Genomic DNA, 25,098 nt, shown 5'->3' on the forward strand with positions numbered 1-25,098 from the left:
CGCGGGTTAAGGCGGCACCGTTTCAGTGCATGGCGATGGGTGATGGTGCGCAGATTATCTCGTGGAAGAGCGATTATCGATTCAACCCGAGTTCCCATCAGGACAAAGATTATCGAATGAGTAGTGCTTCCCAACGGTGTAGTGTGTATCCGCGCGATGGCATTAATCGCCAGGCATGAACGATACGGTAAATGACACCTTGATATGCCCAATGGTTAAAAACAATCGCTCGGTCAACGAGCCAGCCAATCAGCCTGCATGAAAGAAAGCGGCTCATCGCGAGCCGCCTATTAGCCAGGCGTAAGCCCTTAATTAATCGACGTAGGCCGCGGTATGGAAATCAATTTCCCACTGCAGCACCTCACCGTACAGCGTCGACAGCGCCTGTTTTTCCGCTTCGCTCAGCGCGTGGGCGCAGCGGTCCAGCTCTTCTTTCAGCCAGCAGGCCTGCTGGTAGAACTCTTCTTCCGCATGCATCTCCACCCAGCGCCGGACGTCGGCATCCTGCTGGCTCTGCTCGCTCACCCGACGGCACCAGTGGTAGTACATCCACTCGGCGCCGAACATCAGGGTGATAATCTGCGCATAGCTGCCCTGCTGTGCGGTATGCAGCATGCCGTCGCGGAAGCGCCGCACCCCGGGCAGGTCGTCCGGATAGTCGGCAGGATCGACCTGACGCTCCGCCAGCACCCGTTCAAACCAGGCGATCTGCGTATCCACCAGCGCGTTCAGCACGCCAATCAGCCAGCGCTGCTGGCGGATATCCGGGGCCTTGCTGACGCCAAGCGCGAATATCGCAATCGCCGTGGCCACGAAGTTGCCTTCAAACACCAGATAGCGGTTAAACACCGACGCCGGCAGGCGATCGTGTTCGATATCCAGCACAAAGCGGTGCTGCTGCATCGCCCGCCAGGCATCCTGATGTTCGCGCAGCAGCCTTTCGCTGAACGCTTCCATCACGCTTCCTCCAGCGCGGCCTGAGCAACGGACATAAAGTGCTTAACGCGGGCCAGGTCCACATCGTTCCACCACACGCCGTCCACCTTCATGGTGCTGGCAACAATCACCCCCTGGGTGCGGCCGAGGATCTGACAAATGTTGGCGGGCGTCACGCCGGAACCCACCAGCAGCGGCAGCCCGGTAGCGGCGCGGATCTCGTCGATTTCCTCCATCGTGGCGCTGTCGCCGGTGCGCTGGCCGGTGGCGATCACCGCGTCGGCCTCGAAGAAGTCCACGTCACGGGTCAGTTCCTGGATCGAGCGGTCGGCGACGATGGCGTGGCTGCCGTGCTTCACGTGGCTGTCGGCAAAGACGCGGATCTGTTCGGCGCGCAGCTGGCTGCGATAGCGCAGTGCCTTCGCCGCGGCACCTTCGATAAAGCCTTCGTTAGCGATATACGCATTCGCCCACTGGTTGACGCGAATAAAATCGGCACCGCCCGCCAGCGCGGTAGCCATCGCCGGGATCGCGGCGTTGGCCAGCACGCTAATTCCCAGCGGCACGCCAAAACGCTCGCGCACCTTTTCGGTAATCACCGCCATCAGCGCCGACGTTTCGTGGCCAATATCTTCAGGTTTAGAAAACGGAATATCGCCATGGTTTTCTACAATCAAACCGTGAACGCCGCCTGCAACATAATTTTCGGCATCACGAAGAGCACGTTCAATAATATCCCTGACTGATTTACCACGATATTTCGGCGTGCCGGGGAACGGGTCACAGTGAATAACACCCATCACCGCTTTACTACGTGAAAAAATAGCTTGTATTGCATTCGTTTTTTCTGCTGAGATAGCACCCATCTTATCCATCCTGTTTAAGGAAACACTATGCGTGTTTATGTCACCGGTAATATTACCGTCGATGAAACATGGTCCATTGCGGATATTCCGCAAAAGGGATCCTCGATTCATGGCGTTAAAGTCTCGCAAGATATTGGCGGTAAAGGTGCAAACCAGGCGATTATTTTATCCCGCTGCGGAATAGAAACACATTTAATTGCCGCCACGGGAAATGACAGCAACGGCATATGGCTCCGCCAGCAAATGATTAATGAAGAATTAACGTTATTACCCACTACGTATTTTAACCAACATAGCGATACCTCAATTATTTTAAACAGCGCCGATGGCGATAATGCCATTATTACGACGACCGCAAGCGCGGATGCCTTTGGCCTGGAAGATATTATTCCCCATCTGGCCGATGCCGCTCCGGGCGATATTTTGTTGCAACAGGGGAATTTCTCCCTGGAAAAAACGCGCGCTCTGTTCCAGCTGGCCAAAGCGCGCGGCCTGACCACGGTATTTAATCCTTCCCCGGTTAACCCCGACTTTGCTCATCTCTGGCCGCTGATTGATATCGCGGTGGTCAATGAATCAGAGGCCGGGGAACTCCAGCCCCATGGCGTTAAGACCTTAGTCATTACCGAGGGTGCGGCCGGTGCCTGGCTGGTCAGCGAAGGCCAGCGCCGGTTCTGCCCGGCGGTTGCGGCAACGGCCGTGGATACCACCGGTGCGGGCGATACCTTCCTCGCCGTCATGCTGGCCTCTGCGCTGCTGCGCGGTGTTCTGCCGGATCCGTTAGCACTGGCTCACGCCAGCCGGGCCGCCGCCATCACCGTCAGCCGCCGGGGAACCTTTAGTGCGTTTCCCAGCCAGCAGGAACTCGCCGCCCTGTTAAGCACGGGCGGCGAGTAAGCCTTATTTAAACAGCGAACGGTAACCGTCTACGTTCGCTTTTGTCACCACCGTGGCCGGAACCAGAATGGTTTTCGACACGGTCTTACCTGAGGTGATGGCGTTCAGGGCGTTGAGCGCTTCCACGCCCATCTGCTTCGGATCCTGCTGCAGCACGGCGGTGACATAGCCGCCGTCAATGCCGCTGATTGCCTTCGCCGTCAGATCCCAGCCGAAGACTTTAATGTCCTTCTGCCGCCCCTGGTTTTCGACGGCCGCAATGGCCCCCAGCAGGGCCGGTTCGCCGGTGGCATAGATCGCCGTCAGGTCCGGGTTACCGGTGATCAGGTTTTCCGCCGCGGTCATCGCTTTATCCTGCACGTTCTGGCCGTCAACAATGTTGGCTACGGTGATTTTCGGGTTGCTTTTCAGCGTCTCCTCGAAGCCCTTCTGGCGCTGGTTCTGGATAGCCGAGTTCAGCGCGCCCACAATACCCACGCGCGCCTTGCCCCCCATCTCTTTCTGCACGTAATCCACAAAGAATTTACCAATGATCTTACCGCCTTCGATATTATCCACGCCGACCTGTGCCGCCTGTGGCCCCGCCGGTAATACCGCATCAATGGCAATCACCGGTATTTTCGCGGCTGCCGCTTCTTTTACCGCCGGCATAATACCGTTGACGTCGATGGCCGCGACCATAATCCCTTTAACACCTTGCTGAATATAGTTTTCAATCGCGTCATTCTGGGCAACCGGGTTATCGTTGGAGTTGAAAATCACTACATCCTTGCCGCTGGCTTTTGCCGCTTCCTGCGCGCCTTTATTCATCTGGTTAAAGAACAATGCCTGCTGATTTATTTGAATCAGCGCATAGTCGGGCGTGGCGGCACCGGCAACAGAAATAACACTGCCCGATGCGATCAGGGCGGTTGCCAGAGCAATAAAACGCAGTTTTCCGGTGTTTAATAACATCATCAGTATCCTCGTCGGGAATAGGTGATAGCCAGCAGGTGTCCGCGCCGCAGGGCAAACGCAGAAGGATTATTTTTTTGGCGGGCAAATATCTGATGTAAGACTGAAACAGCGAAACGCCGTTCAGCTAAGACCTGCTTTCTCCCATTCCGGCAACCGGTCCGTTTCGGTGCACGACTGGAATGTTTCAAGCGGGTTTGGGAATGAACCCGGGTAATGCGGTAAACTGCTTATACAATTCTCCGCTGCTCAATTTTTGTCAAGCATTTATTTAACAATTTATTCACCAGAAAAATTGCTGTATTGCGCGCGCGTAACTGTGTTACAGATAGCCCTCTCTGGCAGAAACGGCGCAGAAAATGAGTGTAAAACGCGTATTGTTATCCGATGTGGCAAAGCAGGCGGGGCTGTCTAAAGCCACCGTATCGCGCTATATGAATCGCAATATCGTACTGCCGCAGGACACCATCGATCGCATTGAAAGCGCCATCCGCGAGCTGGACTATCGCGGCAACAGCCTGGCGCGCCGCCTGAGCAAAGGCGGCAGCGAAACCCTCGGCCTGGTGCTGCCCGATATCACTAACCCCTTCTTTGCCGAACTGGCCGACGCCGCCGAAGAGGCCGCCTCCGCCAGCGGCTACAGCCTGGTGCTGTGCATCACCCGCAATAACCCGGACAAAGAGTGTCAGTTTATCCGCTGGCTGGATACCTGCCAGGTGGACGGCCTGCTGTTCACCACTAACCGCCCGGATAACGGCCTGCTGCGCAAAGAGATTCAGCGCCATCAGCGCATCGTGCTGCTGGATGAGGATATTCCGGGCAGCAAAGTGCCGAAGGTGTTTGCCGATAACGTCCAGGGCGGGCGCATCGCCACCGAAAAACTGATTGCCGCCGGGCACCGCCATATCGCTTTCGTTGGCGGTCCCGATGCGCTGATGAGCGTGCGCGAGCGCTATCAGGGCTTCTGCACCGCGATGAAGCAGGCCGGACTGAGCTGGCCGCCGGAATGGGTGATGTACGGAGACTATCAGCGCGAGTTCGGCCAGCGGGCGCTGCGGCACCTGTTCAGCCAGCCCGTGCGCCCTACCGCCGTGTTTGCCGCCAGTGACTATCTGGTGCTGGGCCTGCTGGACGGGCTGCGCGCCAGCGGACTCCAGGCTCCCGCCGCACTTTCGCTGGTCGGGTTTGACGACGCCAACTATGCCGACTTCACCCAGCCGCGTATTTCCACCATCCGCCAGCCCGCGCGGGAGCTGGGACGCACCGCGGTGAGCATCATGCTGCGCCTGCTGAACAACGAAAAAGATATCCCCTCAGAAACCCGTCTGCCGGTTGAATGGATCGGTCGCGATTCCATCAGGATTTGTTAAGCGCGTCCCAAAATGGCGCAAAAGCGCCCAGTTTTGGCGCAAAAAGCGTTCAATTTAAAATCTCTTCGTTATAATTAGTAAACCGGTTTACCTTCGAATCTTAAAAAAATTCGTTGCGTTACAGCGAGTTAAACCCACGGGCTGCTGTGTTATTTTTGCCCTGGCACGGATGCTGCAAAGACTAACTGGCGAACAAATATCTTAAATAGCGTTTGACCTGATTGCGTAGGTGAAAGCTCCACTCCACAGGTAAACCGGTTTACAAGATGTAGACCGTGTTGGATGGATGACTTTTCCGCAGGAGGGCAAACATTTTCCCGGCACCAGCGATGGGAGTTATCAGATGCAGCAGCCCCAGACTACCCCGCCACGGGTAGAGATGATCAATATCACCAAGACCTACGGGTCAATACGCTCACTACGCGGCGTGAACCTGGAGCTGGCTCCGGGTGAAGTGCTTGGCCTGGTGGGTGACAACGGCGCAGGGAAATCCACCCTGACCAAAGTGCTTTCCGGCGCGGTGGTCCCCACCAGCGGCACCATCCGCATTGACGGTGAAGCGCACCAGTTCACTAACCCGGCGGATTCACGCCGCTGCCATATCGAAATGGTCTACCAGGATCTGTCGCTGTGCGACACGGTCGACGTTGCCGGAAATCTGTTTATGGGCCGCGAGCCGATGAAATCGATCCTCGGTATCCCGTTCCTGGACGAAGCCAAAATGCACGCCGATGCGCGCGAGATGCTGAAGGGGCTGGGGATTTCCATTCCCGATACCCGCCTGCTGGTGCGCAATCTTTCCGGCGGTCAGCGCCAGGCCATCGCCATCGCCCGCGCGGCGGCGTTCGACCCAAAAGTGCTGATTATGGACGAACCCACCGCCGCGCTGGCCGTGGCGGAAGTGGAAGCGGTGCTGGAGCTTATCCGCCGCGTTTCCGCCCGTGGGGTAAGCGTGATCCTGATTACCCACCGCCTGCAGGACCTGTTCCTGGTCTGTGACCGGATCATGGTGATGTATGAAGGCACCAACGTCGCTGAACGCCGGGTCGCTGACACCGATCTGAGCGATATCGTTAACCTGATTGTGGGCGAAAAATTCACCGCTCGCTCTGCCGCCGCACACTGAGGTAACAGGATGAGTATCATGAACTTAAGCAGCTCCCGCATGATCCAGCACTCGCTGCCGCGCCGCCTGCTGCATAACCACTCGGGCGTGGTCAGCATCGCACTGTTTTTCGTTTTCTGCTGCGTGGTGTTTTCGCTGATCACCAGTAACTTTCTCACCGGCACCAACTGGCTGAACATCGTTCGCCAGAGCGCGCCGCTGCTGATCGTCGCCACCGCCATGACGCTGGTGATCACCACCGGCGGGATTGACCTTTCGGTCGGTTCCACCCTCGCGCTGGTCGGTGCGCTATCGGCAATCGCCCTGAACAACTGGGGGCTGCCGTGGCCGGTCGTACTGCTCGGCGGCCTGCTGCTCGGCGGGCTGGTCGGCGCGATCAACGGCTTTTTCATCGCCTACGAAGGGATACCGGCGTTTATCGTCACTCTCGCCACCCTGGCGGTGGTACGCGGGATTGCGCTGCTGGTCACCCAGGGCTATTCGATTCCCGTCCCTGAAGACAGCCTGTTTACCCTGATGGGCCGCGCCTGGGTGCTGGGGATCCCGATGCCCGCACTGATCGCCATTATCGTGCTGATTGTCGGGCATTTTGTTCTCAATCATATGCGCTTTGGCCGCTACGTCACCGCCATCGGTGCCAACGCCGAGGGCGCGCGCCGCAGCGGAATTAACACCAAAGCCGCCACGATGAAGGTCTATATCATCAGCGGCATGGCCGCCGCGCTGGCCGGGATGATTATCACCGCCCGCCTCGGCAGCGGTTCATCTAACCAGGGGGAAGGCTTTGAGCTGCAGGTGATTGCTGCCGTGGTCCTCGGTAGCACCAGCCTGTTCGGCGGCTTCGGCACCATTATCGGTACGCTGCTGGGCGCGCTGTCGATTGCGGTTATCCAGAACGGGCTGATCCTGTCGCATATCTCGCCGTTCTACACCCAGATTGCCACCGGCACCATTATCCTGCTGGCCATCTGGCTGAACACCCGTATTCTCAACCCCACGCGATCTGCGGCGAAAGGATAGCTGATGAAAGGATCAATTTTTCGCCATCCGCATCCGCTGCCGGTTGGCGTCAGCAGCGGCTATGTGATGACGGTGCTCGGCCCGCTGCCGATTGCTGAGATGGGCGTAACGCTGATGCATGAGCACATCCTGCTGGATGCCTCCGGCAAGTGGGTACCGCCGTGCTGCTGTAGCGATCGCCACATGGCCGAGATGCCGGTGAAGATGGAAAACCTCGGCGAGCTGTCGCTGAATCCGCTGATGAGCCGCGATAACTGCCAGCTGTTTGACGCCGATCTGGCGATTGAAGAGCTGACCAAATACCGCGCCCTCGGCGGGGAAACGGTGGTCGACCCGACCAACATCGGCATTGGCCGCGACCCGAAGGCGCTGCAGCGCATCTCGCGCCTTACCGGGCTGAATATCGTGATGGGCACCGGGCTGTATCTGGAGCCGTCGCACCCCGAGTGGGTGAAAACCACCAGCGTGGAGCAGCTGACCGAAAAGCTGATCTACGACCTGGGCGGTGCGGAAGAGAAGCCGGAGGTGATTGCCGGGCTGATCGGCGAAATCGGCATCTCCAGCCGCTTTACGCCGGATGAAGAGAAGTCCCTGCGGGCGGCGGGCCGGGCCAGCGCGGCCACCGGCGTGCCGATTGAGGTACATCTGCCGGGCTGGGAGCGTCTGGGGCATAAGGTGCTGGATATCCTCGAGCAGGAGGGGGCCGATCTGCGCCATACGGTGCTGTGCCATATGAACCCGAGCTTTGCCGACAAGCGCTATCAGCGCGAGCTGGCGCAGCGCGGCGCGTTCCTGGAGTACGACATGATCGGCATGAGCTACTACTACGCCGACGAGTCGGCGCAGTCGCCTTCCGACGAGGAGAACGCCCGCGCCATTCGCGAGCTGATTGACGACGGGTTTATCCAGCAGATTTTGCTGTCGCAGGACGTGTTCCTGAAAACCATGCTGACCCGCTACGGCGGCCACGGCTATGGCTACATTCTTAAGCATTTTGTCCCGCGCCTGAAGCGCCACGGCGTCAGCGGTGAACAACTTGAAACCTTAATGATCGGTAATCCCCAGCGGGTATTTGGCGGATAAAAAGGAAAACAGATGAAGAAGAAAATTTTACTGGTGGGTGAATCCTGGACCAGCACCTCGGTACACGTGAAAGGCTTCGACCAGTTTGCGACTGCCACCTGGCACAACGGCGCAACCGACTTCCTGGCCGCGCTGGCGGACAGCAATTATGCCATCACCTATATGCCCGCCCACGCGGCGGCCACCGACTTCCCGCTGACGCCGGAAGGGCTGGCGGAATGGGATGCGATTATCCTGTCGGATATCGGTGCCAACACGCTGCTGCTGCACCCGGACACCTGGCTGAAAAGCCGCCGCACCGCCAACCGCCTGACGCTGCTGCACGACTATGTGGCTAACGGCGGCTCGCTGATGATGATCGGCGGCTATTTCAGCTTCCAGGGGATCAACGGCGGCGCGCGCTACCGTAATACGGCGGTGGAGAAAGTGCTGCCGGTACGCTGCCTGGCCTGGGACGACCGCATCGAAACGCCGGAAGGCTGCTATGCCGAGGTCACCGAATCGCACGCGGTATTTAACGACATTCCGGGCGAATGGCCGTGGCTGCTGGGCTATAACGAGGTGGAAATGCACCCCGAGGGTAAACTGCTGGCGACCGTGGCCGGCACCGGGCATCCGCTGCTGGCGGTGCGCGAGTACCAGCAGGGCCGCTCGCTGGTGTGGACCAGCGACATGTCCGCCCACTGGCTGCCGGAAGAGTTTGCCAAATGGCCGGGCTATCGCCAGCTGTGGGTGAACTGCCTCGACTGGCTGACGGAACGCGGCTGATGGCAGTGGAGAGCACGGTTGAACTGGCCCGGCAGCTGCTGGGCTTTAACACCATCAACCCGCCGGGCAATGAAGCCGACTGCATGCGGTTTTTCGCCGGGTGGCTCAGCGAACGCGGTTTTGAGGTTTCGCTGACGACATTCGGCGAGGGGCGCAGCAATCTGGTCGCCCGCCTGCCCGGTAACGCGCCGGGCAGGCCGCTGGCGTTTACCGGCCATCTGGATACCGTGCCGCTCGGCAACGCGGCGTGGCAGAACGATCCTTTTGGCTCGCAGATCGACGGCGATCGTCTGTACGGGCGCGGATCCAGCGATATGAAAGCCGCCGTGGCGGCGTTTGCCGTTGCCTGCGTTCAGCACCGCCAGAAAATCCTTAACGGGCGCGGCGCGGTGCTGCTGATCACCGGCGGGGAGGAAACCGGCTGTGACGGTGCGCGGGCGCTGATCGAGGTCGGTGAACTGCCGGAGATCGGTGCGCTGATCGTCGGTGAGCCGACGGCCAACTATCCGGTTATCGGGCACAAAGGCGCGCTGTGGCTGCGCTGCGAAACGCGGGGAAAAACCGCCCACGGCGCGATGCCGGAGCTGGGGATTAACGCAATTTACCTGGCGGCGGATGCGCTGGGCAAGATCCGCCACTTCTCGCCGGGTGCGCCGCATCCGCTGATGAAGCAGCCGACGCTGAACGTCGGGCGCATTGAGGGCGGGCTGAACATTAACTCGGTGCCGGACCGCACGCGGTTTGATGTCGATATCCGCAGCGCGCCAAACCTTCAGCACGCCACTATTCGCGAACGGCTGGGCGCGCTGCTGGGCGAAAGCGTCACCCTCACCACGCTGGTCGATCTGCCTGCGGTGCTGAGCGAAGAGCGCCACGCCTGGATCCGCCAGGTGTATCATCGCTGCCAGCCGCTGCACGGTGCGCCGCTGGCGGCGCGCGTAGTGCCCTACTTTACCGATGCCTCGCTGCTGCTGCCCGCGCTGGGCAATCCGCCCTGCATTATTCTCGGCCCCGGCGAGCCGTCGATGGCGCACCAGACCGACGAATACTGCCTGCTCAGCCGACTGGCTGAGGCGGAGCAGCTGTACGCGGAAATCATTCAGGACTGGATGGATTAGTGCCGCTGCCGGTTACGCTGCGAAGTCCTGCTCCTCGGTCGCCTGCAGCGCCCGATGCAGCGCCTCAGCGGTGACGGCAAACGGCAGTCCGCTCAGGCTCTTTTGTGGGAACTGGATATCGGCGGCGATCTGCGCGATGCGGGCCGATCTCTCCCCCGCCAGTGCGGGCAGCCTGAGCGGGCTGCGGTAGATTTTCAGCAGGGAGAGCAGCTGCGCATCCGGCTGGCCGTATTCCACCAGCGACTGAAGCAGCAGACTGAACCCGACTTTTTCACCGTGCAGCCAGTCGTGCAGCTCCGGCTGATGGGTCAGCGTATCGTGGATGACGTGCGCCAGCCCCGGCGTATCCAGTTCGCCGCGCACGCTGTTGGCTAATCCTGCCAGCACGATACTGGCCTCAATCACCTTCTCCAGCGCCGGCGTCACCTGCTGCTGCTTATTCGCCGCTACCGCTTCTTCGCCCCAGTGCAGAAACGCATCGTACGCCTGCCTGGCCGCCAAGACTTTCACCTCCAGCGCCAGGTGGTGCGGGTTGTGCCGCTGCCAGGGATCGAACTCCACCCATTTCGCCAGCGCATCGACAATGCCGGAGCGCAGAAAGCGCACGTCGGCGCGGGCGATAATTTCACTGTCCACCAGGATCAGCGCGGGCATCGCGTTCAGCGCCCGGCTGTCGAGATGGCCGCCTTCGTCGTTGTAGATAATCGCCAGCGGCGACCAGGCGGCGCAGGTGGCCGCCAGCGTTGGCAGCGCAATCAGCTGACGATCGCCCAGCGCATCGTTAACGGCCTTCGCGGTATCCAGCACGCGCCCGCCGCCGATGGCCAGAATGCCTTCCGCCCCCTGCTCCAGCAGGTTGTGGCGAAACTGCGCAATGGCCGCATCGGTACATTCGCCGGTTAAAAACTCTACCTGCCAGCGCAGGCCTTCCCGGTTCAGGCTTTCTTCCAGCGCCGGGTTCACCGCCCGCCAGGCCTGCGGCGAAGTAAGAATGCGCAGATGGCCGACCAGCGGACGAATGCGCTCGCCGACCTGATGAACCAGGCCCGGCTGCTGAAGGTAGTTGCCCGGCGACTTGATGGTGAACTGCGCGGGCGTTGATAGCGGTTGATCTGTGCTCATGGCATCCTCCGATGACAATAAAATCTGTGACTGGAAACATACACCAGCGGCAATTGCGCGATGCGACCCGCAGCACGAGAACACTGACCGGCGATGCACGTGCCATGCAGTGGACAATATCAGCGCGGTGGGCCTGTCGGGCAACGCTACTGGCTACGTGGCTAAGTTGTCTCGCCGGCCCAGGCCACAAACGTCGGCGGCAGCCAGGCAGTCACCGCCGGCAGCGGTTCATTAAAGCGGGCGATCTCTACAAAGCAGGTCTGCGCGGTGCTGCCCTGGCCGAGCCGGGAGCTGCCGATATCGGTGGTTAACACGTTCGGGTTGCCGTGTTTATCCAGCGAGCGGTTCTCCTGCGCGTTCAGCGGGTCGTACCAGGCACCGGTGGAGATCTGCACCACGCCGGGCCGGATATCCTCGGTGAGATGCACCCCCGCCAGCAGCGCGCCGCGATCGTTAAACACCTTCACAATGTCGCGCTCGGCGATGCCGCGTGCGGCGGCGTCCTGCGGGTGCATCCACAGCGGCTCGCGGCCGTTAATTTTGGTCTGCTGGCTGACGGTGCCGTGGTCGTACTGGCTGTGCAGCCGCGTGCGCGGCTGGCTGGAAAGCAGATGCAGCGGCCAGCGCTGGCGCAGCGCCTGCTGTGCCCCCTGCTCTTCCTTATCCCACCAGGCGTGGCCCGGCGCTTCGCGGTAGCCGAAGGCGGCCACCGCGGCGGAGAACAGCTCGATTTTCCCCGACGGGGTGGACAGCGGTGCGGCCTCGGGATCGTCACGAAAGGCTTTCAGCAGCACCTGCGGCTCACCGGGACGGTCGTACTCCAGCTTGCCCCGCGCCCAGAAGGTGTCGAAGTCGGGCAGCTGAATGCCCTCCTCTGCCGCTCGCGGACGGGAATCCTGGTAAATCTTCTCCAGCCAGCCGCGCGCGCTGTGTCCTTCGGTAAACTGCGCGGCAAAATTCAGCCTGTCGGCCAGCGCGCTGAAGATGGCGTAATCATCGCGTGCTTCCGCCAGCGGCGGCAGATGCTGGCGCATGGCGATCATAAAGCCGTCGTTGCTGGCGCTGCCGATATCCTCCCGCTCCAGCGAAGTGGTGGCGGGCAGCACGATATCGGCGAACTTAGCCTGGGCGGTCCAGTACTGCTCGTGAACGATCACCGTGTCCGGCCGCCGCCAGCCGTCGATCAGTCGGTTCAGATCCTGATGATGATGGAAGCTGTTGCCGCCCGCCCAGTAGATCAGGCGGATATCGGGGTAGGTTAAGGTCTGGCCGTCGAACTCATACCGTTCACCGGGGTGCAGCAGCATATCGGTGATACGTGCCACCGGAATGCGCGCGCTGACCGCATTGCGGCCCGCAGGCATGCGCGGGCCGGAAAAGCGCCGCCGTTCGGCTCCGGCCAGGTTGGTGGAGGCGTAGCCAAAGCCGATACCGCCGCCGGGAGTGCCGATCTGCCCGAGCAGCGCGGTGACCGCCACCAGCGCCCAGTAGGCCTGTTCGCCCTGCCGCGCACGCTGCACCGACCATGCCATATTGATCATCGTTTTCTTCTGCGCCATCTGCCGCGCCAGCTGGCGGATCGTTTCCGCCTCCAGTCCGGTGATGGCCGCCGCCCACTCGGGGGTTTTGGCTTCGCCGTCGTCCTCACCCTGCACGTAGGCCGCAAAGCGCTCAAAGCCCACCGTACAGCGGGCGATAAAGTCCCGATCCACCCGGCGTTCGGCAATCAGCACCTGGCAAACCGCCAGCAGCAGCGCGGTATCGCTGCCGGGCCGAATAGCCAGCCAGTCGGCATCGCGAACGGCGGCCAGATCGTTGCGCACCGGGCTAACGTTAATAAAGCGGCAGCCGTTGGCGCGCAGGGTTTGCAGCCAGTGGTCAAGGGCGTGATCGTTAGCCCCGCCGCCGTTCACCTGAGCATTGCGCAGCGGCAGACCGCCAATGGCGACAAACAGCTCGCAGTGTTCGGCCAGTACCGGCCAGTGGGTGTGCTGGCGCTGAAGATCGTCGAGATCGCCAAGAATATGCGGTAAAACGCGCTCTCCGGCGGCGATACTGTAGGTATTGGTGCTGGCGGTGTAGCCGCCAAACTGATTGAGGAAGCGGTGCAGCTGACTTTGCGCATGGTGGAAACGGCCGGCGCTCGACCAGCCGTAGGATCCGCCGTAAATCGCCTGATTGCCGTGGGTATCTTTCACCCGCCGCAGCTCCCCGGCCACCAGCGACAGCGCCTGCTCCCAGCTCACTTCCACAAAGGGCTCTTTACCGCGCCCCTCGCGATTCGCCGGTTTGCCCTGCAGGTAGCTGAGCCGCACCGCCGGCCGCCGCACGCGGCTGTTGCCCTGCACCGCACCCGGCAGCGAGAAGCCAATCTTTGACGGGTTACGATCCCACTCGACGGGGTCGACGGCGGTCAGCACGCCGTTATCGGTGGTTACCCGGTAGGTACCCCAGTGGGTCACGGTCAGTCGTTTATCGGCTTCGGCCTGCTGGCTCATAAAGCGCTCCGGATCAGTGCATGGTCATACCGCCGGTGACGTTAATCGCCTGGCCGGTCATATAAGAGGAGAGCGGGCTGGCGAGAAACAGCACCACGTTGGCCACGTCCTCCGGCTGCGCGGTGCGCCCCAGCGGTACCTGCGAGCAGTCTTCGGCATAGATCTCCTCCGCCGTCAGGCCGCGAAGTGCGCCGCCCAGCTCCCGCTCGCGCCACTTCATCGCCGTTTCGACAATGCCGGGGCACACGGCGTTGACGAGGATATTGTCGCGGGCCAGTTCAATCGCCGCCACCTTGGTTAAACCCAGCACCGCATGTTTAGAGGCGACGTACTGCCCCATCAGGCGATAGCCGTTTTTCCCCGCCTGCGAAGCGATATTGATGATGCGGCCGTAGCGCTGGGCCTTCATCAGTGGGACGGCGGCCTGCGAGGCGTAGCCGACGCCCTTAACGTTAACGTCGAGGATGCGCTGCCAGGCCGCCTCATCCAGCTCGTCAATGCGGCTCATCACCGACACGCCGCAGCTGTTGACCAGGATATCCACCCCGCCAAACTGCTGCTGCGCCGCCGCAATCAGTTCGCCCGCCTGCTTGGGGCGGGCAATATCACAGGGCAGCCACAGCCAGCGGTCGCCGGTTTCCCGCGCGGCAATGGCGATATCGCCCACCACCACGCTGGCACCGGCCTGATGTAGCCGTTCGGCGATCGCCCGCCCGATGCCCTGCAGGCCGCCGGTGACGACCGCCGTCTGCCCGCGGAGATCGATGGCAACCATCACACCACCTGACGGGAAAACGCGTCGGTACTGATCCCGGCCGCCAGCACCTGTCGCGCGTACTCTTTCGCTGAAAACAGCGAGTGATCGCGATAGTTGCCGCACTCCAGCGGCGTAACCGCCGGCACGTCGGTGGCATCCACCACGCGTTGCAGCACGCGGGTCAGCGCGGTGGCGATGGTTTTCGGGTCGCGGTTATCCCACAGGATTAAATAGAAGCCGGTGCGGCAGCCCATCGGGGAAATATCGATCACCCCGTCCAGCTCTTCACGCAGGCCGAAGGCCAGCAGGTGCTCCAGCGTGTGCAGCGCGGCGGTCGGGATGGCATCCACGTTCGGCTGCAAAAGGCGCAGATCGTATTTTTCCACCACGCTGCCCAGCGCGTGTTTTTCGTTGCCGGCCACCCGGACATAGGGGGCGATGACTTTGTTATGGTCGAGGGTAAAGCTCTCTACTACTGGCATACTGTTCTCCTTACGATTATTCGCGACGTATCCGGCGCGCCAGACGCGTGCCGAAGGTCTGTAAAAGCTGCACGATAACGATCAGCACCAGCGCGGTGCTCAGCGTGGCAAAGGCATCAAAACGCTGGTAGCCGTAGGTAATGGCCAGGTCGCCGATACCGCCGCCGCCAACGGTGCCCGCCATCGCGGTGGCACCCAGCAGGCCGATGGTGGCGGTGGTCAGCGCGAGGATCAGCGATGATGCGGCCTCCGGCAGCATAAAGTGCCAGATGGTCTGAAAGGTGCTGGCCCCCATGGCGTCGGCGGATTCGAGGATGCCCTCATCCACCTCCAGCAGCGAGCTTTCCACCAGCCGGGCAATATAGGGAGCGATAAACACCACCAGCGGTACAATCGCGCCGGGGGTGCCGATAGTGGTGCCGACCAGCCAGCGGGTAACCGGCAGGATGCTGATCAGCAGAATGATAAACGGCAGCGATCGCAGGATATTCACCACCGGGTTCAGCACCTGATGCAGCGCGCGATTCGGCAGAATGCCGCCGGGGCGGCACAGCACCAGCACAATGCCCAGCGGAATGCCGAGCAGCGCGCCAAAGCCCAGCGAGATGCTGACCATGATCAGCGTGTCGTACAGCGCCAGTAAAAACTGATCGCCGGTGATGGCGGTATCAATGAATTCAAACATCGCTGATTTTCACTCCTGCCTCGTGGAGGTAGCGGGCCGCCGCCGCGATATCCGCCGCTTCGCCGCTAATCTGCACGATCATAAAACCGAGGATGGTGCTCTGAACTTCGGACATACTGGCAAACAGGATATTGACCTCCACCGGATACTCGCGGATCAGCCGGTTGACGATCGGCTGCTGCGCGGTCTGCCCCACGAATTCCAGCCGTAGCGCCCGGCTCTGGCTTTGCTGCCTGATGCGCGCCACGGTCTGTTCCGGCAGGCGATCGTGGATCACCGACTGCACAAAGCTGGCGGTGACCGAATCTTTCGGCTGGCCAAACAGCTCAAGCACGTTTCCCTGCTCCACCACCTGCCCGTTGGCCATCACCGCGACCTTGTGGCAGATTTTCTGCACCACCGACATTTCGTGGGTAATCAGCACGATGGTGATGCCGTAGCGGCGGTTAATTTCCTGCAGCAGCAGCAGGATCTGCACGGTGGTGTGCGGGTCCAGCGCCGAGGTGGCCTCATCACACAGCAGAATCGACGGGTTGGTGGCCAGCGCGCGGGCAATCCCCACGCGCTGCTTTTGCCCGCCGGAAAGCTCATCGGGATAGCTTTGTGCCTTATCGCTGAGGTTCACGAAGGCCAGCAGCTCGTTGACCCGCTCGCGGATAAAGGCTTTATCGCGCCCCTGTAGGATCAGCGGGATCGCCACGTTGTGAAATACCGTGCGCGAGTTCAGCAGGTTAAAGTGCTGAAAGATCATGCCGATATCTTTTTTCACCTGGTTCAGCTGTTTCTTACCGATGCCCTGCAGCGAAAGATCGTTAATCAGCACATCGCCCTGGGTGGGCGTTTCCAGATGGTTAATCAGGCGCAGCAGCGTGCTTTTTCCCGCGCCGCTGGCACCGATAACGCCAAAGATATCGCCCTGATCGATGGTCAGGTTGACGTTATCCAGCGCAAGGAAGCTTTCTCCCTTGCGGGTAAACGTTTTGCTGACCGCGTTAAAACGGATCGCCGGCTGACTCATTTGAAATAGCTGGGCTGCAGGTAGCCCTCATACTGCGGATGAGTGGTGATATAGGTTTTAAACTCGGCAGAGTGGTAGCCCGCCACGATGTCTTTGGCAAACTGCGCGTCTTTATTTTTCCCGGCCACCGTGACCACGTTGATAAACTGGCTGGTTGGCGTTTCCAGCTTCAGCGCCGAGCTTAATTTCATCCCGCTGGAGACGGCGAAGTTGCCCTGGATCAGCCCGAAATCAACGTCCGGCAGCGCGCGAACCTGCTGGGCGTTATCCATCTCTTTCAGCACGATTTTGTACGGGTTTTCGCTAATCGCTTTCTGTGAGAAGGTCGCCGGGTCGATATCGGCCTTCAGCTTGACCCAGCCGAGGCTCTGCAGCACCAGCAGGGCGCGATATTCGTTAGGCGCCTGGTTGGGTACCGAGATTACCGTGCCCGGTTTCGGCGTATCCAGCGTGTTAAGTTTGCCGGCATACAGGCCCATCGGCGGGGTTGGCACCTGTACAATGCCGACGTTATCAATACCCAGCCGCTCGTTGACCGATTTTAAGTACACCGGGTGCTGCATAATATTGGCTTCGATATTACCCCGCGCTACTGCATCATTAACCTGAATACCGTCGCTGAAATCTTTATACTCGACTTTATATCCCTGCTTGATCAAAAATGGTGCAACGCCATTCTGAAACTGTTCTTTATAGGGGCCGGGGTTAAAACCCACGCGAATTAATTTATCATCGGCATGCGCTGTCGAAATAACTACAGCAGAAGACAATAAGGCAATAACTACTCCGCTAATCAATGACCTGCGCATAAAAATTCTCTCTCCGGTGCAGTGTTGAATATAAAAATAAGTCATTCCAATATACTCAGAACTTTGCAGCGAAAGTGAATTCTGCTCAATATCTTTATTGTGCTAACCTTATCCGCTTTTCGTTATTGCGATTTCTGCATATCCTTATCAGTTTTACTTTTTCACTCGCGGGGAAATTTCATTTTATGCATTGATGGGCTATGCCATAGTCCGGTTATTATTCGTTTTTATTGAGAGTATTATGCCGGTATTTTCCGCTTCGCCCCTTTTAGATCGGTTAGAAGAGAATCTGTTTAGCGCGCTGGAGAGAATGGCGGCGCAGATCGACACCTCGCAGCGCCCGCTTGTCGACCTCTCTTCCGGCAGCCCGCGCCAGCCCACTCCGGCGGTGGTGGTCGCCACGCTGCAATCCGCCGCCGCACAGCCGGAAAACCACGATTACCCGTCGTTCTGGGGTAAGCCTACGCTGCGCCAGGCAATCGCCCGCTTTTATCAGCGCCAGTACGGCGTGGCGCTGGATCCGGACAGCGAGATTGCCGTTTTCCACGGCTCGCATATCGGCGTCACCGGGCTGCCGCGCGCGCTGCTGGCGCCCGGTCAGTATCTGGTTTCGACCGATCCCTGCTACCCCATTTACCGTTCGGCGGCCGCGCAGGCGCAGGCGCGGTTCTACGGCATCCCGCTGCACGCTAAAAACCAGTTCCTGCCGGACTTTACCGACGTGCCGGAAGCGGTCGCCCGCGAGGCAGGACTGCTGATGCTCAACTACCCACATAACCCGACCGGTGCGGTGGCTACCCCGCGGCTGTTTGACGATGCGCTGGCGTTCGTCCAGCGGCTGAACGTTCCGCTGCTGCATGACTTCGCCTACTCGGCGATTGGCCGCCATGCGCAGGAAGCGCCACCGAGCCTGCTGACGCAGCCGGAGGGGAAAGCGTGGGGCGTGGAGATCTATACGATGTCGAAAACCTTTCTGATGGCGGGCTGGCGCTTTGGTTTCGCCGTCGGCAACGCCTCGGTGATTAGCGCGTTTAAAAAGCTGCACAGCCACAGCTACAGCACGGTGTTTGGCGCGGTGCAGGATGCGGCGATTACCGCGCTGGATCTGCCGGAGAGCGAGGTTGCCGGGTTTGCGGCGCTTTACCACCGCCGTCGCGAGCGGGCCATCCGCGCGCTGGAAGCGATGCGCTGGCCGGTGGATGCCCGCCAGGGCACCTTCTTCCTCTGGCTGCCGGTGCCGGCGGGCTACAGTTCACAGCAGTTCACCGAGCGCCTGCTGCACGAGGCGCAGGTGCTGGTCGCCCCCGGCCACGGTTTTGGCGCAGGCGGCGAAGGCTTTGTGCGCCTGAGCCTGACGGCCAGCGATGAGGCGCTGGATGAGGCGCTGAAGCGGATTGCGGCACTGAAATTGTTTAGCTGACTCTGCCGGGTTACGGGGGTTAACAGGTCACCCCGGTAGCCCGGCTGCAGCCGTCTTTACCCTGGCTTCAGAACAAAGCTCACCGGCTTACGGGCCAGCGCTTAGTCGTCTGCATCATCGCTCCAGCGCAAAGCTCCTCTGCCAGCGATCACCGGGCCAGCCAACAACAGGAGTGCTCACTCCCCCTGTAGCGTTGCGACTATCCGACGCTCGCCGCCGTGAATGCGGTGCTCGCCCAGATAAATTCCCTGCCAGGTACCTAACAGCAGCCGCCCACGGCTGACCGGCAGCAGCAGCGAGGTGCCCAGCAGCGAGGATTTGATGTGCGCCGGCATATCGTCCGCGCCTTCGTAGTCATGCTGGTACGGCGCGTTTTCCGGCACGTGACGCAGGAAGTGCTGCTCCATATCGCTGCGCACCGTGGGGTCGCAGTTTTCATTGAGGGTTAATGACGCGGAGGTGTGCTGCAGCAGAAGGTGAAGCAGGCCGGTCTGCACATCGCTCAGGCGGCGCAGTTCGCCGAGGATCTCATCGGTGACGAGGTGAAAACCACGCGGCTTCGCGTTCAGGGTGAGCGTTTGCTGATACCACATTGTCAGACTCCTTAACGTAACAGATGCGTTAAGTGTGCAGCATATGAGGCAAAGGTAAACCGGAAAGCGTTGAAACAGGGAAATCAGGATGAAGAAGTTTGGCGCTCTGGCAGATTCAGGGAGTTCGAGGCCCGGGGGCCAGGGGCCGGCAGATTGGCAGGTCAGCAGGTCAGCCGATAAGCCGATAAGCCGATAAGCCGATAAGCCGGTAAGCCGGTAAGCCGGTAAGCAGGTAAGCAGGTAAGCAGGTAAGCAGGTAAGCATAGCTGGCCGGGCGCCCCCGGCCAGCAGAACATCAGATTACCGCAGCGATAGCTTCCGCCACCTGACGCACGTTGTTATGGTTCAGACCGGCGACGCAGATACGGCCGCTGGCGATCAGGTAAACGCCAAACTCGTTGCGCAGGCGGTCAACCTGCGCCGCGCTCAGGCCGGTGTAGCTGAACATTCCGCGCTGCTTCAGCAGGTAGTCGAAGTTTTTACCCGGTGCCGCCTGGCTCAGCACGTCCACCAGCGTCTGGCGCATTTCCTGGATGCGCACGCGCATCGCTTCCACTTGCGCCAGCCAGTTCGCCTTCAGATCGGCATCGTTCAGCACGCAGGAAACCACCTGCGCACCAAAGTTCGGCGGGCTGGAGTAGTTGCGGCGAACGGTCGCTTTCAGCTGGCCCAGCACGCGGGAGGCTTCGTCGGCATCGTCACAGACGATTGACAGGCCGCCAACGCGCTCACCGTACAGCGAGAAGATTTTCGAGAAGGAGTTGCTGACCAGTGCCGGCAGGCCCGCTGCAGCAATGGCGCGAATCGCATAGGCGTCCTCTTCCATGCCGCCGCCAAAGCCCTGATAGGCGATGTCGAGGAACGGGATCAGCTCGCGCGCTTTCAGCACTTCGGTGACTTTATCCCACTGATCGTTGGTCAGATCCGCGCCGGTCGGGTTGTGGCAGCACGGATGCAGCAGCACGATGCTCTGCGCCGGCAGGGCGTGCAGTTTTTCCAGCAGCGCATCAAATTTCACGCCGTTGGTTGCCGGGTCGTACCACGGGTAGGTGTTCACCGTGAAGCCGGCACCGGCAAAGATAGCAATGTGGTTTTCCCAGGTCGGATCGCTGACCCACACCTGTGAATTCGGGAAATAGTATTTAAGGAAATCTGCGCCGACTTTCAACGCGCCGGAGCCGCCCAGCGTCTGAATAGTCGCGATACGGCCCGCTTTCAGTACCGGATGGTCCGCACCAAACAGCAGCGGTGCAACCGCGCTACGGTAAGGCGGCAGGCCTTCCATCGGCAGATACAGTGACGCCATCTGCGGTTTGGCATTCAGCAGCGCTTCCGCTTTCGCCACGGCGTCCATCTGCGGGATTGCACCCTGTGCGTCGTAATACAGGCCGATGCTCAGGTTTACCTTGTGCGCACGATCGTCCTGCTTGAACGTTTCCATCAGAGAAAGAATTGGATCGCCAGCATAGGCATCAACATTTTGAAACACGGTGCAGATCTCCATTTAATAATCAGTCATTCTGACGACGGTTAACCCCGCGTCACGTAGTCATACAGAGGATATTACACGAAGTAACGGCCCGGGCGATGGTTCATGGCAATAATCAGGTTCAGGATCACCGCGCCCAGAATCGACGCCACCAGCATTTCGCGGGTTACGACAAACAGCGAGGCCAGCACCACGCAGGTGTCCACGCCCATTTGCAGTTTACCGGCACGGATACCGTAGCGATCCTGCAGCCACAGCGCGAGGATATTGATACCTCCCAGGCTGGCCTTATGGCGGAATAACACTATAAACCCAATGCCGGTCACCACGTTACCGAACAGTGTCGCATAAAAGGGATCCAGTGCCGCAAAATGAATAAACAGCGGGTGCAGCTGGGAGAACAGCGACACCAGGCCAACCGCGCAGAAGGTTTTAATGGTGAAGGCCCAGCCCATGCGCTTCACCGCCAGCCAGTAAAACGGCAGGTTGATGGCAAAGAAGGCCAGGCCAAAGGTGCTTTTGGTGATGTAGCTAATCAGGAAGGCGATCCCCGCCGTGCCGCCGGTCAGCGCGCCGGCCTGCTTCATCAGCGTCACGCCGAAGGAAACCATCAGCGTACCCAGCACGATTGCCATGATGTCTTCGACCAGGGTATGGGGGATTTTTGCGGGTTGTTCTACGACGTTATCCATCTTGTTTCTCGGGGGCTAAGTTGTGCGATTATCTCCCTGATAGTTAGCAAAAATCACACCAGATCGGGGGGGCGATGGCCCCTGAATCAGCCTGAAGAATTAACCCGTTGAATAAAATGCGCTTTAATTTTACATTTTGTGCGTAAAAATCGATTAATGTCGTCACTTCACGCACATTTCAGCATTTTCGCGCACAACATACGCATTCACAATGATGCAGGTGCACAATAAAGGTGCATCAGTTGCACCATTTTAGCGCATTGGCCTCAGGCCTGCGCCAGCATGCCGTTCTCTTTCAGACGATCCAGCACTACCGACGTTTTCACGTGTGCAACGCTTTTATGCCCGGCAACCAGCTGGCTGATCAGCGCGCTTAATCCCGCCAGATCGGCCACCGCCACCTTCAGCAAATAGTCGGCATCGCCGGTGGTTTTATAAGCGTCAACGATCGCCGACTGCTCCGCCACCATGCGGTGAAAGCTGTCAACGTACTCCAGGGTATGGTTGATCAGGCGCACTTCAATCAGGCCGATGACCCCCATCCCTACCGCGTCCGGCGACAGCCGCGCGTGATAGCCGAGGATCAGGCCCGCCTGCTCAAGATTAATGCGGCGGCGCGAGCACTGCGAGGCGGATAACCCGACCAGGTCACTCAGTTCCTGATTAGTCAGCCGTCCGTTACTTTCCAGTAAAGTCAGTATCTTAAAGTCAAAATCATCAATCTGGGTCATCGTCATTCCATGCCGGTGTCAGGGGAGAGCTTGTTGACAGATAACCGTATTTTTTGTCGTGTTGTCCAACACTATTTTTCGCGGGGGGATGAAACGCAGACCGAACCTGGAAGGAACGGCGGCCCCTCGCGGAGCCGCCTGTTTCAAGCTTGTCATTACTCGTCGTCGTACTGCGGACCGGCGTAGTTGTCAAAGCGCGACCACTGGCCGTTAAAGGTCAGGCGCACCGTACCGATCGGGCCGTTACGCTGTTTACCGAGGATGATTTCGGCCACCCCTTTCAGATCGCTGTTCTCGTGATACACCTCATCACGATAGATAAACATGATCAGGTCAGCATCCTGCTCGATGGAGCCGGATTCACGCAGATCGGAATTGACCGGGCGCTTATCCGCGCGCTGCTCCAGCGATCGGTTAAGCTGCGACAGCGCCACCACCGGCACCTGCAGCTCTTTCGCCAGCGCCTTCAGCGAGCGGGAGATTTCGGCAATTTCCAGCGTTCGGTTTTCCGACAGCGCAGGCACGCGCATCAGCTGCAGGTAGTCGATCATAATCAGGCTCAGCCCGCCGTGCTCGCGGAAGATACGGCGTGCGCGGGATCGCACCTCGGTCGGGGTCAGACCGGAGGAGTCATCGATAAACATGTTCTTCTTTTCCAGCAGGATCCCCATGGTGCTGGAAATACGCGCCCAGTCCTCATCATCGAGCTGGCCGGTACGGATTTTGGTCTGGTCCACGCGCGACAGCGAGGCCAGCATACGCATCATGATCTGCTCACCGGGCATTTCGAGGCTGAAAATCAGCACCGGCTTATCCTGCAGCATCGCGGCGTTTTCACACAGGTTCATCGCAAAGGTGGTTTTACCCATCGACGGACGCGCGGCAACGATAATCAGGTCCGAACGCTGTAACCCGGCGGTCTTTTTATTAAGATCCTGATAGCCGGTATCCACGCCGGTTACGCCGTCGTGCGGCGTCTGGTACAGCGATTCAATACGGCTGATGGTCGCTTCGAGGATCTGATCGACGCTTTTCGGCCCTTCATCCTTGTTGGCGCGGTTTTCGGCGATCTGGAACACGCGGGATTCCGCCAGATCGAGCAGATCTTCACTGCTGCGCCCCTGCGGATCGTAGCCCGCATCGGCGATTTCGTTGGCGACGGAGATCATCTCACGTACCACGGCACGTTCGCGCACGATGTCGGCATAGGCACCGATATTCGCCGCGCTTGGCGTGTTTTTCGACAGCTCGGCGAGATAGGCGAAGCCGCCCACCAGGCTCAGTTCGCTTTTGGTTTCCAGTGACTCGGAAAGCGTAATCAGGTCAATGGGCTTACCCAGTTCCAGCAGGCGCTGCATTTCCGCGAAGATCATGCGGTGCGGACGGCTGAAGAAGTCCTTCGCCACCACGCGTTCAGAGACGTTATCCCAGCGTTCGTTATCCAGCATTAAACCGCCCAACACCGACTGCTCAGCTTCCAGCGAGTGCGGGGGCAGCTTCAGACCTTCCATCTGGCGATCGCGCGGCTCTCGGTTTTCGAAGGATTTGTTGGTGGGTTTATTTCCTGCCATAGTGATGTGCTACCAAAAATCTTGTGGGGGACGCGTAAGTATACTCGTTTGCGCCGCTGCCGTCCTCCTGCATTAAGTCGTAATCCACAGGAGTGAGCATGGCAAAACGTATACAAATCAGCCAGCACGGCGGACCGGAAGTGATGCAGGCGATCGATTTTGATCCTGCCGATCCCAAGAATGGCGAGGTGCAGATTGAGAATAAAGCGATAGGGATTAACTACATTGATACCTATGTGCGCAGCGGTCTGTATCCCGCTTCGCTCCCGACCGGGCTGGGCAGCGAGGCCGCCGGGATCGTCAGGCGCGTAGGGCCGGGTGTGACGGCGCTGAAGACGGGTGACCGCGTGGTTTACGCTCAGGCAACGCTGGGTGCCTACAGCGAGGTGCACAACGTGGCGGTAGACCGAGTGGCGCTGCTGCCCGATGCCATTTCGTTTGAGCAGGCGGCCGCCTCATTCCTGAAGGGCCTGACGGTCTATTATCTGCTGCGCCAGACCTATGTCGTGCAGCCCGATGAACGCTTCCTGTTCCACGCCGCTGCCGGTGGCGTTGGGCTGATTGCCTGCCAGTGGGCGAAGGCGCTGGGTGCGCATCTGATCGGCACCGTAGGCTCGGCGGAAAAAGCGCAGCGGGCGAAGGATGCCGGGGCCTGGGCCACCATAAACTATCGCCAGGAGAATATTGCCCAGCGCGTCAGCGAGCTGACCGAAGGGAAAAAGCTGCGCGTGGTGTATGACTCGGTCGGTAAAGATACCTGGGAAGCCTCGCTCGACTGCCTGCAAAGGCGCGGTCTGATGGTCAGCTTTGGCAACGCCTCCGGCCCGGTGACCGGGGTGGATCTGGGCATTCTGAACCAGAAAGGATCGCTGTACGTCACCCGCCCTTCACTGTATGGCTACATCACCACCCGCGATGCGCTGACCCAGGCCAGCAACGAGCTGTTCTCCCTGCTGGCCAGCGGCGCGATTAAGGTGGACGTGCCGGAATCGCAGAAGTTTGCGCTGGTGGATGCCCGTCGTGCGCACCAGGCGCTGGAAAGCCGCGTGACCCAGGGATCCAGCCTGCTCATCCCATAAAAAAATGGGGCTTC

24 protein-coding genes are annotated in these 25,098 nt (G+C 59.8%); 9 read left to right on the forward strand and 15 right to left on the reverse strand.

Features of this window, described 5'->3' with window-relative positions; all coding sequences use genetic code 11:
- Positions 1-312: 312 nt before the first annotated feature.
- Positions 313-957: a TenA family protein gene (locus PGH32_RS16455; protein WP_337894590.1), complete on the reverse strand. Its 645-nt coding sequence runs from the start codon at positions 955-957 to the stop codon at positions 313-315.
- Complete coding sequence (locus tag PGH32_RS16460) at positions 957-1,802, reverse strand: BtpA/SgcQ family protein (RefSeq protein ID WP_123331958.1); 846 nt, start codon at positions 1,800-1,802, stop codon at positions 957-959. The genes PGH32_RS16455 and PGH32_RS16460 overlap by 1 nt, the downstream gene beginning before the upstream one ends.
- Positions 1,803-1,829: 27 nt before the next feature.
- Between PGH32_RS16460 and PGH32_RS16465 the strand changes: the two genes are divergently transcribed.
- The gene (locus PGH32_RS16465; RefSeq protein ID WP_314417338.1) at positions 1,830-2,699 is read left to right on the forward strand and encodes a PfkB family carbohydrate kinase; all 870 of its coding nucleotides are present in this window, start codon (positions 1,830-1,832) and stop codon (positions 2,697-2,699) included.
- Positions 2,700-2,702: 3 nt separating this feature from the next.
- Here PGH32_RS16465 and PGH32_RS16470 read toward each other — a convergent pair whose 3' ends face one another.
- Complete coding sequence (locus tag PGH32_RS16470) at positions 2,703-3,656, reverse strand: ABC transporter substrate-binding protein (protein WP_314417336.1); 954 nt, start codon at positions 3,654-3,656, stop codon at positions 2,703-2,705.
- 356 nt (positions 3,657-4,012) lie between these two features.
- On the opposite strand from PGH32_RS16470, the gene PGH32_RS16475 reads away from it, so the two are divergent.
- From PGH32_RS16475 to PGH32_RS16500, 6 genes are all read left to right on the forward strand, one after another.
- Positions 4,013-5,023 (forward strand): LacI family DNA-binding transcriptional regulator, encoded by a 1,011-nt coding sequence (locus PGH32_RS16475; protein ID WP_314417334.1) that lies wholly within the window; start codon positions 4,013-4,015, stop codon positions 5,021-5,023.
- Positions 5,024-5,402: 379 nt separating this feature from the next.
- The gene (locus tag PGH32_RS16480; protein ID WP_172606574.1) at positions 5,403-6,149 is read left to right on the forward strand and encodes an ATP-binding cassette domain-containing protein; all 747 of its coding nucleotides are present in this window, start codon (positions 5,403-5,405) and stop codon (positions 6,147-6,149) included.
- Between the two features lie 18 nt (positions 6,150-6,167).
- The gene (locus PGH32_RS16485; protein WP_205065684.1) at positions 6,168-7,169 is read left to right on the forward strand and encodes an ABC transporter permease; all 1,002 of its coding nucleotides are present in this window, start codon (positions 6,168-6,170) and stop codon (positions 7,167-7,169) included.
- 3 nt (positions 7,170-7,172) lie between these two features.
- Complete coding sequence (locus PGH32_RS16490) at positions 7,173-8,252, forward strand: phosphotriesterase family protein (RefSeq protein WP_337894591.1); 1,080 nt, start codon at positions 7,173-7,175, stop codon at positions 8,250-8,252.
- A gap of 12 nt (positions 8,253-8,264) precedes the next feature.
- Positions 8,265-9,020, forward strand: a complete 756-nt coding sequence (locus tag PGH32_RS16495; protein WP_337894592.1) for a glutamine amidotransferase — start codon at positions 8,265-8,267, stop codon at positions 9,018-9,020.
- A gap of 5 nt (positions 9,021-9,025) precedes the next feature.
- Positions 9,026-10,138 (forward strand): M20 family metallopeptidase, encoded by a 1,113-nt coding sequence (locus PGH32_RS16500; RefSeq protein ID WP_337894643.1) that lies wholly within the window; start codon positions 9,026-9,028, stop codon positions 10,136-10,138.
- A 12-nt stretch (positions 10,139-10,150) separates the two neighbouring features.
- Here PGH32_RS16500 and PGH32_RS16505 read toward each other — a convergent pair whose 3' ends face one another.
- The 7 genes from PGH32_RS16505 to PGH32_RS16535 form a co-directional block, all read right to left on the reverse strand.
- Positions 10,151-11,260, reverse strand: coding sequence for an iron-containing alcohol dehydrogenase family protein (locus PGH32_RS16505; protein ID WP_337894593.1), 1,110 nt, complete (start codon positions 11,258-11,260; stop codon positions 10,151-10,153).
- Positions 11,261-11,421: 161 nt separating this feature from the next.
- A complete protein-coding gene (locus PGH32_RS16510; protein ID WP_337894594.1) occupies positions 11,422-13,758 on the reverse strand; it encodes a molybdopterin-dependent oxidoreductase in 2,337 nt (778 codons plus the stop codon).
- Positions 13,759-13,771: 13 nt separating this feature from the next.
- A complete protein-coding gene (locus PGH32_RS16515; protein WP_337894595.1) occupies positions 13,772-14,533 on the reverse strand; it encodes an SDR family NAD(P)-dependent oxidoreductase in 762 nt (253 codons plus the stop codon).
- Complete coding sequence (locus PGH32_RS16520) at positions 14,533-14,997, reverse strand: S-ribosylhomocysteine lyase (protein ID WP_123331978.1); 465 nt, start codon at positions 14,995-14,997, stop codon at positions 14,533-14,535. The genes PGH32_RS16515 and PGH32_RS16520 overlap by 1 nt, the downstream gene beginning before the upstream one ends.
- Before the next feature lie 16 nt (positions 14,998-15,013).
- Positions 15,014-15,682 (reverse strand): methionine ABC transporter permease, encoded by a 669-nt coding sequence (locus PGH32_RS16525; protein ID WP_314417319.1) that lies wholly within the window; start codon positions 15,680-15,682, stop codon positions 15,014-15,016.
- On the reverse strand, positions 15,675-16,700 hold the full coding sequence (locus PGH32_RS16530; protein WP_337894596.1) for a methionine ABC transporter ATP-binding protein: 1,026 nt from the start codon (positions 16,698-16,700) through the stop codon (positions 15,675-15,677). Before PGH32_RS16530 ends, PGH32_RS16525 begins: the two co-directional genes overlap by 8 nt.
- Positions 16,697-17,509: a MetQ/NlpA family ABC transporter substrate-binding protein gene (locus PGH32_RS16535; RefSeq protein ID WP_337894597.1), complete on the reverse strand. Its 813-nt coding sequence runs from the start codon at positions 17,507-17,509 to the stop codon at positions 16,697-16,699. The genes PGH32_RS16530 and PGH32_RS16535 overlap by 4 nt, the downstream gene beginning before the upstream one ends.
- A gap of 241 nt (positions 17,510-17,750) precedes the next feature.
- Here PGH32_RS16535 and PGH32_RS16540 point away from each other — a divergent pair, with 241 nt between their 5' ends.
- Complete coding sequence (locus tag PGH32_RS16540; RefSeq protein ID WP_337894598.1) at positions 17,751-18,929, forward strand: aminotransferase class I/II-fold pyridoxal phosphate-dependent enzyme; 1,179 nt, start codon at positions 17,751-17,753, stop codon at positions 18,927-18,929.
- Positions 18,930-19,105: 176 nt separating this feature from the next.
- Here PGH32_RS16540 and PGH32_RS16545 read toward each other — a convergent pair whose 3' ends face one another.
- The 5 genes from PGH32_RS16545 to dnaB form a co-directional block, all read right to left on the reverse strand.
- Positions 19,106-19,522 carry a secondary thiamine-phosphate synthase enzyme YjbQ gene (locus PGH32_RS16545; protein ID WP_314417312.1) on the reverse strand — a complete coding sequence of 139 codons (417 nt, stop codon included), beginning with the start codon at positions 19,520-19,522 and terminating at the stop codon, positions 19,106-19,108.
- Positions 19,523-19,817: 295 nt separating this feature from the next.
- The gene (locus PGH32_RS16550; protein ID WP_337894599.1) at positions 19,818-21,011 is read right to left on the reverse strand and encodes an amino acid aminotransferase; all 1,194 of its coding nucleotides are present in this window, start codon (positions 21,009-21,011) and stop codon (positions 19,818-19,820) included.
- A gap of 74 nt (positions 21,012-21,085) precedes the next feature.
- A complete protein-coding gene (locus PGH32_RS16555) occupies positions 21,086-21,703 on the reverse strand; it encodes a YitT family protein (RefSeq protein WP_314417308.1) in 618 nt (205 codons plus the stop codon).
- A gap of 266 nt (positions 21,704-21,969) precedes the next feature.
- The gene (locus tag PGH32_RS16560; protein ID WP_337894600.1) at positions 21,970-22,434 is read right to left on the reverse strand and encodes an Lrp/AsnC family transcriptional regulator; all 465 of its coding nucleotides are present in this window, start codon (positions 22,432-22,434) and stop codon (positions 21,970-21,972) included.
- 155 nt (positions 22,435-22,589) lie between these two features.
- Positions 22,590-24,005 carry a replicative DNA helicase gene (gene dnaB / locus PGH32_RS16565; RefSeq protein ID WP_314417302.1) on the reverse strand — a complete coding sequence of 472 codons (1,416 nt, stop codon included), beginning with the start codon at positions 24,003-24,005 and terminating at the stop codon, positions 22,590-22,592.
- A 98-nt stretch (positions 24,006-24,103) separates the two neighbouring features.
- Between dnaB and PGH32_RS16570 the strand changes: the two genes are divergently transcribed.
- Complete coding sequence (locus tag PGH32_RS16570) at positions 24,104-25,084, forward strand: quinone oxidoreductase (RefSeq protein WP_337894601.1); 981 nt, start codon at positions 24,104-24,106, stop codon at positions 25,082-25,084.
- Positions 25,085-25,098: the final 14 nt, after the last annotated feature.

The sequence above is a fragment of the Erwinia sp. SLM-02 genome (assembly GCF_037450285.1).
Taxonomy (GTDB): domain Bacteria; phylum Pseudomonadota; class Gammaproteobacteria; order Enterobacterales; family Enterobacteriaceae; genus Erwinia.